Source organism: Brucella thiophenivorans (assembly GCF_002252445.1).
In the GTDB taxonomy this organism is placed as follows: domain Bacteria; phylum Pseudomonadota; class Alphaproteobacteria; order Rhizobiales; family Rhizobiaceae; genus Brucella; species Brucella thiophenivorans.
The window spans coordinates 528,486-541,397 of sequence record NZ_NNRJ01000015.1; the positions used below are offsets into that span (position 1 = coordinate 528,486).

The following is a 12,912-nucleotide window of genomic DNA, read 5'->3' on the forward strand; positions in this document are numbered from 1 at the left end:
ACCCCCGCTTTTTGCGGGGGTTTTTTGTAAGGTATTGTTGGCACTCGTGAAAACTGATTTCTCACCATGTCAGCAGCAGAGAATTTACTTCCCAAGATGTGTTGCTTCTTTAGGCAGGTCTGGTATCCATAGCGCATTGATTTTGTGCAACCCGCCTGGCTCCGGATCAATTTCTGGAACATACACAACGTTCCCAATAGAAATTGAAAAGCCCGAAAAGTGGGAATGCGCGTCACTTACAAAGTGACGCGCATTCTTAGCCGGCATGGGGCGATCGATATTCGTATCACGATGCTAAATTCCTCAGATTGACATGGTCTCTGACGTCATGGCGCGTGTTTCAGCTATGGATTGTCTGGCGGATTGACGGCCCCGGACCGTTCGGGGAGTGACTTGTGACCAATACAGTTGATACCGGCTTTCACGAGCCACAGTTAAACGGCGTACAGCGCTGGACCCGGGAAATGTGGATAGCCCTCAAGCTGGGCTGGCCGCTGATCCTGACAAATGTCTCACAGGCGGCACTAACCGCGACCGATGTGATCTTCATCGGGCGTCTTGGCAAGGATACGCTTGCCTCGGCGCTGCTGGCGACCAGCTTTTATCATACACTGATGATCTTCTCGATGGGGCTGGTCTCGGCCGTCATGCCGATGATCGCCATTGCGCTCGGTAAAAATCGGCATTCGGTACGCGATGTACGCCGCACCGTGCGTCAGGGCATGTGGTCGGCAATCATCATCTCAATCCCAATCTGGATTGTCTTATGGCATTGCGAAGAAATCTTCATCTTCCTCGGCCAGCAGCCGGATATTGCCGCGCGCTCAACGGATTTCATGCACACGTTGCAATGGGCGCTGCTGCCATATCTCTTCTATATCGTGCTGCGCTCGTTCTTTGCGGCGATGGAAAAGCCGATGTGGACGCTGCTGATTGCCGCTGGTGCGATCGGTTTCAATGCGCTCGCTGGCTGGACCCTGATTTTCGGTCACTTTGGCTTCCCGCGTATGGAACTGCACGGCGCGGGTATTGCCACCACGCTATCGAGCATCATGATGTTTCTCGGCATGGCGATTATCACCGTTCGCCATCATCGGTTCCGTCGCTATCGTTTGTTCGGTCGATTCTGGCGTCCGGACTGGCCGCGCTTTGTTGAACTCTGGCGCATCGGTTTCCCGATGGCGCTCACCTTTGTTTTCGAGACCTCGATTTTCTACGCGGCAGTGATCATGATGGGCTATATCGGGCCAACCGCCATGGCAGCACATGCGGTTGCTATTCAGGTAGCTTCTTTGAGCTTTATGGTGCCGCTCGGCTTCGGTCAGGTGGCAACCGTGCGTGTGGGACGCGCTTACGGGCGCGGTGATGCGCAGGCTGTCGCTTATGCGGGATGGAGTGCCTATGCGCTTGGCGTCGGCTTCATGGCCATCATGGGCTTGTTGATGATATTAATTCCTCGGCTATTTATCGGCGTATTTCTCGACCTTAAAGATCCCGAAAATTTTGCGGTTATTGAGCTTGCTGTCACGTTCCTTGCACTTGCGGCACTTTTCCAGATCGTTGACGGCGCTCAGGCCGTTGCGGCAGGTATGCTGCGTGGCCTCCGCGATACGCGTATTCCGATGTATCTGGCTCTGATTGGCTATTGGGGCGTCGGCTTGCCGCTTGGCGCGCTGCTGGCATTCCAGTTCAAACTCGGTGGTGCAGGTGTCTGGCTCGGTCTGGCAGCAGGGCTTGCAATCGTTTCAGTGCTGATGACCATGCGCTGGAAGCGGTCTCTAAAGCGCATCAGCAATATTTCTGCGGCGATATGAACAAAAGCCGCCCTACTTTTGGCAGGGTGGCTTTGAATTAGCGCGCATCCCGAGAAGTGTGAAGCGGTTTTCTGAAAAAGATGCGCGTAAAAATAAAGAATTGGAGTGCCGGTCTGATCCAATCAGATCGGCGCCCTCAATTGCTGTAAAGCTTATTTTGTCAGCGCAACAATGCGATCAAGGGCTGCGCCAAAACCTTTCAGCGAAACCTTGAAGGCTACCGGCTGGCTGGGGCTGAGAGCAGTTGTTGTTACGTTAAGATTGCTGCCCGCCTTCAAAGCGGCTGACTGTTTGGCGTCAAAGCTTACTGGAGCAAGGCAGCCCTGTGGCAGGCAGGTGGAGAAAGCAAGGTTTGGCCCGGTGGCCTCATCGATCTTGAGTGCTGCGCCTTTAGCAAGGTCGAGGCCAAATGGCATCAGCAGCACACCTTCAATTTTGCCGCCTGCAATATTGCGAAGTTCCGCAGTTAACACGCGCTGTCCGGTTTGGGAGCTGTTCTGGTCCTGACGGATCGCACAGATAGTTGCCTCCTTCTGGGACTGGCAAGATACGGTCCAGTCGTCGTAGGTTTCCTGCAGCGTGCTTGCGCCGCCAGGAAGAGGTGCCGCAAAAGCGGAAAGACTCGAAATGGTCGTGAATGCAACCGCGAGGCCGAGGGAACGATAGCTTTTCATAAATATATTCTCTGTTGAATTGCTGATTAGTATTTCGGATTAAACATTTTATAGCTATATTTCTATTATTGAGCACAAAATATGGCAATATTCAACAGGTAACATATTTCATTATTAATTAATATTAAAATATTCTAAAATGATACTGGGATTTATTATTCGTTATTTCTATCAGATTTGAGAAAAATCAATATTTTACCGAATTGTATGACTCCAGTGTTATTAAGCGCAATTTGGTATGGATTTTTAAATAATTATGTATTTATATGGTAAAAAGTTGCTAGCAATAATTTTTTAGATATAAATATTATTATAATTATACAAAATTGCTATTAATTAAAGCATATTGTAAATAGTTGTTATAATGCCACATTCAATTGTTAGATTATTGTATTTGTCAAAATTACGATTGCGATAATTTTAAATTATATTCTATCAATAAACAGTCTGAAAAATTTTAGAAATACTGGAGCATAATAAAATGACTATTAAAAGTCTTCTTCTTGGTTCTGCGGCCGTTATGGCTGTGGCGACAACCAGCGCTTACGCTGCCGATTCCATCGTATCACCAGAGCCAGAGCATGTTGAGTATGTTCGCGTATGCGATGCTTATGGCGCGGGCTATTTTTATATTCCAGGCACCGAAACTTGCCTCCGCGTCTCCGGTTACGTGCGTTACGACGTTTCTGGTGGCAACAACGTCTATGGCCGTGGTTTTGTGGGTCAGGATGGTTCTGTGGATACACGCCGCAACAGCTGGGACAACACCGCTCGTTTCACATTGCGCTTTAGCACTGCTTCGGAAACCGAACTTGGCACTCTGAAGACATTTGCTGAAACCCGTTATGATTGGGGCGATGGCGTAGAGGGTGCTTCCGGTTCGCTTCGCTTTGCTTACATTCAGCTCGGTGGTCTCCGCGTCGGTCTTGATGAATCGGCCTTCGTAACTTTCCCCGGCTATCTCGGCGACGTCATCAACGACGACGTAATCCTTGCAGGCGGCTATCGCACTGGCGCCATTAGCTACACCTTCAATGCAGATAACGGCTTTTCGGCAATTTTGTCGCTTGAACAGGGCAACAATGTCGATACCGATGGTGATTATGGCTATGATGGAGTCATCAAGGATTACACGCCGCACGTTGTCGGTGGCGTAAAGTACCAGCAGGGCTGGGGCACGATCGCTGCTGTTGCTGCTTACGACGCACGCAACGAAGAATGGGCTGGCAAACTGCGTGGTGATTTGAACCTGACTGATCGCTTCTCGGTATGGGCGATGGGTGGCTATAAGTCCAACAAGGACGTGTATGAAAACGGCGTTCGCATGATCAGCAGCTTCTACGGCACATGGGGTGGCGATTGGGCTGTTTGGGGTGGTGCTGCTTTCAAGGCAACCGACAAGGCAACGCTTAATGCACAGGTCGCATTTGACGGCACCAACACACTCGCAGCAACCGCAAATGTTGCTTACCAGCTGGTTCCTGGTTTTACCGTTACGCCAGAAGTGTCTTACACCAAGTGGAAAGATAGTCGTTCTGATCTGAATGGCAAAGATGTGTGGGCTGGTATGGTGCGCTTCCAGCGCTCATTCTAATAATAAAATTGCCGTCACAATATGTGGCGGCAATTTTTGATGTATTTTATTTATATAAAGAATAATAGCAATAACTTATAGTTTGGTTTCGATATTGATATTTTAATGTTTAAGTAAACGATATGTGATTATTTTTTATAAAGCGTATAGGTTATAAGAATTCGCCATTCATTAGCGTAGAAGGACTGCGCTATGTTTTATCTGATCTCCAGTCGGAAAATGGCTGCGGCGGGCTTTTGGCCCGCCGTTCTTTTATTTATCGCGACAGCTTCATGTGACGATTGACGTCTTTGTAAAGCAGATAGCGGAATTTGCCTGGCCCGCCAGCATAACAAGCCTGCGGGCAGAAGGCGCGCAGCCACATGAAGTCACCCGCTTCCACTTCCACCCAATCCTGATTGAGTCGGTAAACTGCCTTGCCTTCCAGCACATAAAGTCCGTGTTCCATCACATGGGTTTCGGCAAAGGGAATGACGCCGCCCGGCTCGAATGTCACCACGGTCACATGCATGTCGTGGCGCAGATCATTCGGATCAACGAAGCGCGTTGTCGCCCATGCACCATTGGTGTCGGGCATCGGGGTGGGTGCGATATTCTTTTCGTTGAGGAAAAGCGGCTCCGGCACGTCAAGACCGTCAACTTTTTCATAAGCCTTGCGCACCCAATGGAAGCGCGCGACAGCGCCTGAATTGTTGCGCAGCGTCCAGCCGCTTTTTGGCGGCAGATAGGCATAGCCGCCTTCAGTCAGCACATGATCTTTGCCGTCAAGCGTGACGGTGATTTCGCCTTCGACAACGAACAACACACCCTGTGCGTCGTCGTCAAGCTCTGCGCGGTCGCTGCCGCCGCCGGGCTGCACTTCCATAATATATTGCGAGAAAGTCTCGGCAAAACCCGATAGCGGGCGGGCGATAATCCATAGCCGGGTCTTGTCCCAGAATGGCAGGAAGCTCGTGACGATGTCGCTGAATGTGCCTTTTGGAATAACCGCATAGGCTTCGGTGAACATCGCGCGATCGGTCAGAATTTGCGTCTGTGGCGGCAGGCCACCGGTCGGTGCGTAATAATTACGGCTCATTGTTGCCTCTGATCAATAAAGTGTTTCGGGAAGAATATCTTTCAGCCGTAGTAGCGCGATGCGCTCGACTTGCTCGGACGCGGTTTCCAGCTCCGCTTGCTTGCTGTTTTCAACGCGCCGTTTGAATGCATCGAGAATTTCCTTTTTATTACGTCCCTTGACCGCAATGATGAAAGGAAAGCCGAACTCTCGCGTATAGGCGTCGTTGAGTTCGGTGAATGTCTTGCGCTCATCATCTGTCAAAGCATCAAGACCAGCACCTGCCTGCTCAGATGTGGATTCCGGGGTCAGACGCTTCGCCGCTGCAAGTTTGCCTGCAAGATCAGGATGGGCACGCAGCACACCGAGCTTTTCGTCGTCCGATGCCGCGCGGAAAGCACGCACCAGAACCGTGTGAAGACCGGATGCAGAATCCGCCAGTTCTGTCAGGCCCGTGTCGTAGGCGCGCTCGGCAATCCACGGCGAATGCTCGAAAATGCCGCCATAGCGTGCAACGAAATCCGCCTTGCTAGCCTTCGATGGCACAACATCGACTTGTTTCGGCTTGTGATGCTCATGCCAGTGACGCGCAATATCCACGCGCTTGGCAACCCAGACCTTGTCATGGCTCTGCACGTAATCGAGGAACCGCTCAAGCGCTGCCACGCGACCCGGACGACCGACGAGGCGGCAATGAAGGCCAATCGACATCATTTTCGGCGCACCTTCCGCACCTTCGCGGTAAAGCACATCAAATGTGTCTTTGAGATAGCTGTAGAACTGATCGCCGGAGTTAAAACCCTGTGGCGTTGCAAAGCGCATATCATTGGTGTCGAGCGTATAAGGCACGATCAGATGCGGGCCGTTTGGACCCTTCACCCAATAAGGCAGTTCATCGGCATAGGAATCGGCTGAATAGAGAAAGCCGCCTTCCTCCATCACCAGTTTCAGCGTGTTATCCGACGGCTTGCCCTGATAGATGCCCAGCGGACGCGAGCCGATGATTTCCGTGTGCAGTCGTACCGCTTCGCGAATATGTTCGCGTTCCACCTCTTCGGAAACGTCCTTATATTCCCACCAGCGCAGCCCGTGGCTGGCGATTTCCCAGTCGGCTTCCTTCATGGCGCTGACCGCTTCAGGATTGCGCTCCATGGCAAGGGTCACGCCATAGACGGTCACCGGCATGTTGCGTCGCGTAAACGCGCGCCACAAACGCCAGAAGCCCGAGCGGGCGCCATATTCGTAGATAGATTCCATATTGAGGTTGCGCTGACCGTTCCATGCCTGTGCGCCGACGATTTCGGAAAGCAGGTTTTCGGATGCGGGATCGCCATCGAGAATGCAGCTTTCGCCGCCTTCTTCGTAGTTGACGACGAACTGCACAGCGATATTGGCTCCACCCGGCCAGCGTGGGTCTGGTGTGTTGCGGCCATAGCCAACCAGATTGCGCGGATAACTCATATGGTCTTCCCTCGATTATTCATGGTTTTTTCTTATGATAATAAAGATTTAAGCAGATTATTCCCCCTCAAAATTTTGAAAGACATCCAACGATTAGCATCTTTCCCAAGACATAAGTTCGGTGAATACTCAAAATCGGGAACAAGTGTGGTTCGCAAATCGTTTAGATTCGCATGCAATAAATCGCACAAAAACAATGGCTTGTAATAGTTCTGACGGTAGGCAGATCGAATCGTGCAAGCGGCAGGAGTATAAATGGGAAGCCAAGCGAGCGGTCAGGGCCGGTTAACGACGCATGTTCTCGATACGGTGAGTGGCAAGCCAGCGTCAAATCTGCGTATCGAATTGCGTCGTATTGAGAATCAGCAGACCGAAACTTTGCGCGAAATCCGCACCAATGCTGATGGTCGCTGCAGTGAACCGCTGCTTGCAGGGGATGCTTTACATCCGGGTTCATACGAGCTGCTTTTCCATGTCGGCGAATATTTCGGCAAAAGCGATGACGCCATTCCGTTTCTGGATGTGGTGCCATTGCGCTTTGGCATTTCTGACGAAAAGGCGCATTATCATGTGCCGCTGCTGGTTTCGCCGTTTTCCTATTCAACCTATCGCGGGAGCTGAGCGATATGGGTCAAGCAGTCAGACATAATATCCGCTTTCTGCTGAACGGCGAGACAGTTGAGCTCGACCGCGTTTCGCCGACAGAAACCTTGCTCGATTATCTGCGTCTTTCCTGCAAACTGCGTGGCAGCAAGGAAGGCTGCGGCGAGGGCGATTGTGGCGCTTGCACGGTTCTGGTCGGCAAGATTGTTGGTGACGAACTCGTGTATGAAAGCGTGAATGCCTGCATCCGCTTTGTCGGCTCGCTGGATGGCTTGCATGTGGTGACCATTGAGCATCTGCGCGGGTCAGACGGCGGTCTGCATCCGGTGCAAAAGGCGATGATCGATTTTCACGGTTCGCAATGTGGCTTCTGCACACCGGGCTTCGTCATGTCGCTTTATGGTCTGTGGATGCGCAATCCCAAGCCAGCGGACGCGCAGATTGAAAAGGCGCTGCAAGGCAATCTTTGCCGCTGCACCGGCTACGAAGCGATCATGCGTGCAGCGCGTGTGATTTCTGACTACGGCACTTTGATGGACGATCCGCTTGATGTTGAGCGTGCACATGTCATCAGCCAGCTGACGGCCTTGCGTGATGGCGCACGGGTTGAAATTGGCAGCGGCAAGGATCGTCTGGTTGTGCCTGCCAGTCTCGATGATTTTGCCACTGTTTATGCAGCCGAAGCCAAGGCAACAATCGTTGCCGGTTCAACCGATGTCGGCCTTTGGGTCACCAAGATGATGCGCGATATTTCGCCGGTGATCTTTATTGGACATCTCAATGAACTGCGCACAATGAGCGAAGAAGACGGTGTCATCACCATTGGTGCAGGCGTCACCTATACGGAAGCCTTTTCGTTTTTGGCAAAGCGCATTCCGGAGTTGGGAAGCCTCATTAATCGCATCGGTGGTGAACAGGTACGCAATATGGGCACCATCGGCGGCAACATCGCCAATGGTTCGCCGATTGGCGACACGCCACCGCCATTGATCGCACTTGATGCAAAGCTGACGCTCCGCAAGGGAACAGAGCGCCGCACCATTCCTCTGCAAGAGTTCTTTATCGCCTATGGCAAGCAGGATCGTCAGCACGGTGAGTTTGTGGAAGCCGTCCATGTACCGGTGCCGCTTGAAGGCAGTCAGTTTGCGATTCACAAGATTTCCAAACGGTTTGAAGAGGATATCACGGCAACGCTCGGTGCCTTCCATCTGACGCTCGATACGCAAGGCAAAGTCGCATCCATCCGTATTGCCTATGGCGGTATGGCGGCAACGCCAAAGCGGGCGTTGAATGTCGAGGCCGCACTCATCGGCAAGTCATGGAATGAGGCAACGGTTGAAGCGGCGCTCGAAGCTTATGCGAGCGACTATCAGCCTTTAAGCGATATGCGGGCGAGTGCTGATTATCGTTTGCTGGTTGCGAAAAATCTGCTTCGCCGTTTCTATGCTGAAACGCAAGGCGAGGCAGAACCTTTGCGTCGCCCAAGCGTTGAAGCTGCATAGGGAGGATGACATGAATAAGCATCCTGCAATCGAAATTAAAGCGGCCCGCATTAAAGGCGGCGTTGCAACCGATCAGCGCCATGATTCAGCGCATAAGCATGTGACAGGCGAAGCAGTCTATATCGATGATATTCCAGAACCCGAAGGCACGCTGCATATCGGTATCGGTTGTTCGACTGTCGCCCATGCCACGATCACCGGGATTGATTTGTCCGCAGTGCGCGCTGCCCCCGGCGTGGTCGATGTTCTGACTTATAAGGATATTCCGGGCGAAAACGATGTGTCGCCATCGGGCATGCATGACGATCCGATTTTCGCGGTCGATACAGTTCAGTTCCACGGCCAGCCGATCTTTGCGGTTGTCGCCCGCACACGAGATCAGGCGCGTCGTGCCGCCCGTCTTGCCAAGATCGACTATCAAGAAATGCCGGGTCTGTTCTCTATTTCCGACCTCGATGGCTACAAAGACAAGCTGGTCTTTACGCCGCTGACGCTCAATCGCGGCGACGCGCGTAAGGCCATTGATGATGCACCGCGCAAGGTCAAAGCCCGCATGAAAATCGGGGGCCAGGATCACTTCTATCTCGAAGGGCAGATATCGCTGGCGATCCCCGGTGAAGATGAAGACGTGACCATTTATTGTTCGACACAGGGTCCAAGCGAAACGCAGCATCTGGTCGCCCACGCGCTCGGCATACCGAGCCATTCGGTGACGGTGGAAGTGCGCCGTATGGGTGGCGGTTTTGGTGGTAAGGAAACCCAGTCAAACCAGTGGGCGGCAATTGCAGCCATTGCCGCAAAGAAACACAAGCGCACTGTGAAAATCCGGCTCGACCGTGATGAGGATATGACCTCGACCGGCAAGCGCCATGATTTCGTGGTCGACTACGAAGTCGGTTTCGACGATGAGGGCAATATTCTTGGCGTTGATTATATGTTTGCGCTCAATGCCGGTTTCTCCGCCGATCTGTCTGGTCCGGTTGGTGATCGCGCATTGTTTCACTGCGACAATGCTTATTTCTTTCCCGCCGTTCACGCGAAGTCAGCGCCGCTTTATACCAACACCGTGTCCAACACCGCTTTTCGCGGCTTCGGCGGTCCGCAGGGCATGGTCGGTGCCGAACGTGTGATCGAGGAAGTGGCTTTTGCTGTTGGCAAAGACCCGCTCGAAATCCGCAAGCTCAATTTCTATGATGCCATGGGAACGGATGGTACGCGCAATGTGACGCCCTATCACCAGAAGGTGGAAGACTGCATCATCCAGCGTATTGTTGCTGAGCTTGAAGAAAGCGCTGATTACGCGAAGCGCCGCGAGGCAATCCGCCAATTCAACGCCAAAAGCAGCTACGTCAAACGGGGCATGTCACTGACGCCGGTGAAATTCGGCATTTCCTTCACCAAGACGGAATCCAATCAGGCTGGTGCGCTGGTACATGTCTACAATGACGGCTCGGTGCATATGAACCATGGCGGCACGGAGATGGGGCAGGGGCTTCATCTGAAAGTCGCGCAGGTGGTGGCTGAAGAATTTCAGATCGACATGGACCGCGTGAAGATTACTGCCACGACCACCGCGAAAGTGCCGAACACTGCACCGACGGCTGCGTCATCCGGTGCGGATCTGAACGGTATGGCGGCGCAGGATGCGGCGCGTCAGATCAAGAAGCGGCTTATTCATTTTGCAGCCCAGCAATATCAGGTGCCGGAAGATCAGATTGTCTTTTTGCCAAACCGTATCCGCGTCGGCAATCAGGAAATCAGCTTTAACGATCTGGTAAAGCAGGCCTATATCGGGCGAGTGCAGCTTTCGGCATCTGGGCATTATAAAACGCCGAAAATTCACTGGGATCGCGCCAAGGGTAAAGGTCACGCCTTCTATTATTACGCTTATGGCGCAGCTTGTTCTGAAGTTTCCGTTGATACATTGACCGGTGAATATGTGGTGGAGCGCACTGATATTCTGCATGATACGGGGCGCTCGCTGAATCGTGCCATTGATATTGGTCAGGTGGAAGGCGGCTTTGTGCAGGGCATGGGCTGGCTGACGACGGAAGAGCTTGTCTGGGACGATAAAGGCCGGCTGCGTACACATGCACCGTCAACCTACAAGATCCCGCTGGCATCAGATCGTCCGAAGATTTTCAATGTGGCGCTGACCGACTGGTCTGAAGCTTACGAGCCAACGATCCACCGCTCAAAAGCCGTTGGCGAGCCGCCTCTGCCGCATGGGATGTCCGTGCTTTTTGCGCTCTCGGATGCGATTGCCAGCGTTGCCGATCACAAGATCAGTCCGCGCCTTGATGCGCCTGCGACGCCTGAGCGCGTACTGATGGCTATCGAGCGGCTGCGAAGTCAGAAAGGCTGATCTCATGTCGGGCAGGCGGGACGACATAAGGGCGTTTCTCAACAAACGGCCCGATAGTGTTCTGATCGAAGTCACTGATGTTAAAGGTTCTGCACCGCGTGATGCAGGTGCCTGGATGCTTGTCGCGCGCGATATGATCTTTCGCACCATCGGCGGTGGCCAGCTCGAATATATGGCGATCGACCACGCTCGTAAAATTCTGCTTGGCGGCAAGGATTCGTCAATGGATGTCCCACTTGGCCCCGAAATCGGCCAGTGCTGCGGCGGTCGCGTGGCTTTGAGTTTTAAGCGCGTCAATCGTGGAGTGGCAGAAGAGTTGATTGCCAAGGTCGATGCGGAAATCTCCACCCGTCCACATGTCTATGTTTTTGGCGCAGGTCATGTCGGCGATGCGCTTGCCTATGCATTATCGCTGACGCCTGTGCGGGTTATTCTGGTGGATACGCGTGAGGCGGAACTGATGGCTGTGGATGCGCCGGGCGTTGAGACCTGCCTTGCAGCGATGCCCGAACAGGTGGTGCGCTCTGCTCCACCGGCAAGCGCATTTATCGTGCTGACCCATGATCATGCGCTCGATTTTCTGATCGTGGCCGAGGCCTTGCAACGCGGCGATGCCGTCTATGTCGGCATGATTGGTTCCAAGACCAAAAAAGCCACTTTCAAAAATTGGCTGAAACGCGAAATCGGCAGCGACGATCTGATTGACGATCTTGTCTGTCCGGTTGGCGGGTCGCTTGTAAAAGACAAACGACCCGAAGTTATTGCTGCACTGGCTGTGGCAGAAGTTCTGACCGCCGTGCTGGTTTCCAGCAGAGTTTTCCAGACTGTTTAGGCTAACAGTTCACGGATCTGTCGCTGGCAGCGCTCCGTCATAAAATCAATAATCAGACGCACTTTCGGGTCCTGAAAACGCTTATGTGGATAGATCGCGGCAAGCTGGATTGATGCTGGCGGTGTGCTTTCAAGAATCGGGACCAGCCGCCCGTCGCGGATATATTCCTTCACCTCAAACAGCGGTTTGTTGATGATTCCGCGCCCGCCTAGCGCCCATTGCGTCAATACGTCGCCATCGTCGGAGTCATAAGGACCGGTGACTTCAAACTTGCGCAGACCCTCTGCCGTTTGCAGCGACCAGTAATACTCTTTCGAGCCGGGAAAGCGCAAAAGCAGGCAATCATGCTTGTCGCCCAACAACTCATCCGGCGACTGCGGTGTGCCATGTTTTTCCAGATATTCTGGGGCAGCGCAGATCACGCGCTCGCAGTTTAAAATGCCGCGCATGCGCAGATTGGAATTTTCCAGAACGCCTAATTTGAAAGCAACATCAACGCTTTCGCTCATGATGTCGATCTCGTGGTCAGATAGTCGCAGGCGCACTTCAATGTCGGGATATTTGTCGTGAAACTCTGGAATTCCGGATGCAATGAGCCTACGACCAAGCCCCAAAGGCGCAGTAATTCGAATCGATCCCTTCGGATTCTTGGCCAATTCTGCGACTGCAGCTTCCGCTTCTTCTACCGCCTCAAGTATCTTGACAGCACCGTCATAGAAGACCCGTCCATGCTCGGTTGGGGTCAGTTTGCGTGTCGTTCTGTTAAAGAGCCGCACGCCGAGGTGCTTCTCTAACTCCTTGATTCGATTGCTAGCAACGGCAGGCGAAGCGCGCTGGTCGCGCCCCGCAGCAGATAGATTTCCCAATTCGACAACGCGCACAAAAACGCGCAGATTATCAAGGTATGACATGCGTTCGTTCCACCATTGTATAGTTTTTTTTGAAAGTGATGGTCTTGATGCGACGTTCCCATAGCGTCAAAGCTTTGGCAAATACTAAACTAACAAACA

Annotated in this window: 10 protein-coding genes; 6 read left to right on the forward strand and 4 right to left on the reverse strand. The window is 52.6% G+C overall.

The features are described 5' to 3' along the window. Positions 1-464: 464 nt before the first annotated feature. Complete coding sequence (locus tag CEV31_RS07470; RefSeq protein WP_374846873.1) at positions 465-1,814, forward strand: MATE family efflux transporter; 1,350 nt, start codon at positions 465-467, stop codon at positions 1,812-1,814. A gap of 152 nt (positions 1,815-1,966) precedes the next feature. Here CEV31_RS07470 and CEV31_RS07475 read toward each other — a convergent pair whose 3' ends face one another. Then, the gene (locus CEV31_RS07475) at positions 1,967-2,488 is read right to left on the reverse strand and encodes an invasion associated locus B family protein (RefSeq protein ID WP_094506377.1); all 522 of its coding nucleotides are present in this window, start codon (positions 2,486-2,488) and stop codon (positions 1,967-1,969) included. Between the two features lie 481 nt (positions 2,489-2,969). On the opposite strand from CEV31_RS07475, the gene CEV31_RS07480 reads away from it, so the two are divergent. Continuing rightward, positions 2,970-4,082, forward strand: coding sequence for a porin (locus tag CEV31_RS07480; protein ID WP_094506378.1), 1,113 nt, complete (start codon positions 2,970-2,972; stop codon positions 4,080-4,082). A gap of 256 nt (positions 4,083-4,338) precedes the next feature. On the opposite strand, the gene CEV31_RS07485 is transcribed toward CEV31_RS07480, so the two are convergent. Next, a complete protein-coding gene (locus CEV31_RS07485) occupies positions 4,339-5,160 on the reverse strand; it encodes a bifunctional allantoicase/(S)-ureidoglycine aminohydrolase (protein ID WP_094506379.1) in 822 nt (273 codons plus the stop codon). 12 nt (positions 5,161-5,172) lie between these two features. Further along, the gene (puuE, locus tag CEV31_RS07490; RefSeq protein ID WP_094506380.1) at positions 5,173-6,600 is read right to left on the reverse strand and encodes an allantoinase PuuE; all 1,428 of its coding nucleotides are present in this window, start codon (positions 6,598-6,600) and stop codon (positions 5,173-5,175) included. Positions 6,601-6,855: 255 nt separating this feature from the next. Here puuE and uraH point away from each other — a divergent pair, with 255 nt between their 5' ends. The 4 genes from uraH to xdhC are packed head-to-tail and all read left to right on the forward strand — an operon-like array spanning position 6,856 to position 11,902. Beyond that, complete coding sequence (uraH, locus tag CEV31_RS07495; RefSeq protein ID WP_094506381.1) at positions 6,856-7,221, forward strand: hydroxyisourate hydrolase; 366 nt, start codon at positions 6,856-6,858, stop codon at positions 7,219-7,221. A 5-nt stretch (positions 7,222-7,226) separates the two neighbouring features. After that, a complete protein-coding gene (xdhA, locus tag CEV31_RS07500; RefSeq protein WP_094506382.1) occupies positions 7,227-8,705 on the forward strand; it encodes a xanthine dehydrogenase small subunit in 1,479 nt (492 codons plus the stop codon). Between the two features lie 10 nt (positions 8,706-8,715). Further along, a complete protein-coding gene (xdhB, locus tag CEV31_RS07505) occupies positions 8,716-11,070 on the forward strand; it encodes a xanthine dehydrogenase molybdopterin binding subunit (RefSeq protein ID WP_094506383.1) in 2,355 nt (784 codons plus the stop codon). A 4-nt stretch (positions 11,071-11,074) separates the two neighbouring features. Then, positions 11,075-11,902 carry a xanthine dehydrogenase accessory protein XdhC gene (gene xdhC / locus CEV31_RS07510; protein ID WP_094506384.1) on the forward strand — a complete coding sequence of 276 codons (828 nt, stop codon included), beginning with the start codon at positions 11,075-11,077 and terminating at the stop codon, positions 11,900-11,902. Here xdhC and CEV31_RS07515 read toward each other — a convergent pair. Continuing rightward, positions 11,899-12,813 carry a LysR family transcriptional regulator gene (locus tag CEV31_RS07515; RefSeq protein ID WP_094506385.1) on the reverse strand — a complete coding sequence of 305 codons (915 nt, stop codon included), beginning with the start codon at positions 12,811-12,813 and terminating at the stop codon, positions 11,899-11,901. The two genes, xdhC and CEV31_RS07515, sit on opposite strands and share 4 nt — an antisense overlap. Positions 12,814-12,912: the final 99 nt, after the last annotated feature.

Coding starts and splice junctions, on each gene's coding strand:
- CEV31_RS07470 (WP_374846873.1), top strand. CDS start 465: ATGTGGATAGCCCTCAAGCTGGGCTGGCCGCTGATCCTGACAAATGTC.
- CEV31_RS07475 (WP_094506377.1), bottom strand. CDS start 2,488: ATGAAAAGCTATCGTTCCCTCGGCCTCGCGGTTGCATTCACGACCATT.
- CEV31_RS07480 (WP_094506378.1), top strand. CDS start 2,970: ATGACTATTAAAAGTCTTCTTCTTGGTTCTGCGGCCGTTATGGCTGTG.
- CEV31_RS07485 (WP_094506379.1), bottom strand. CDS start 5,160: ATGAGCCGTAATTATTACGCACCGACCGGTGGCCTGCCGCCACAGACG.
- puuE (WP_094506380.1), bottom strand. CDS start 6,600: ATGAGTTATCCGCGCAATCTGGTTGGCTATGGCCGCAACACACCAGAC.
- uraH (WP_094506381.1), top strand. CDS start 6,856: ATGGGAAGCCAAGCGAGCGGTCAGGGCCGGTTAACGACGCATGTTCTC.
- xdhA (WP_094506382.1), top strand. CDS start 7,227: ATGGGTCAAGCAGTCAGACATAATATCCGCTTTCTGCTGAACGGCGAG.
- xdhB (WP_094506383.1), top strand. CDS start 8,716: ATGAATAAGCATCCTGCAATCGAAATTAAAGCGGCCCGCATTAAAGGC.
- xdhC (WP_094506384.1), top strand. CDS start 11,075: ATGTCGGGCAGGCGGGACGACATAAGGGCGTTTCTCAACAAACGGCCC.
- CEV31_RS07515 (WP_094506385.1), bottom strand. CDS start 12,813: ATGTCATACCTTGATAATCTGCGCGTTTTTGTGCGCGTTGTCGAATTG.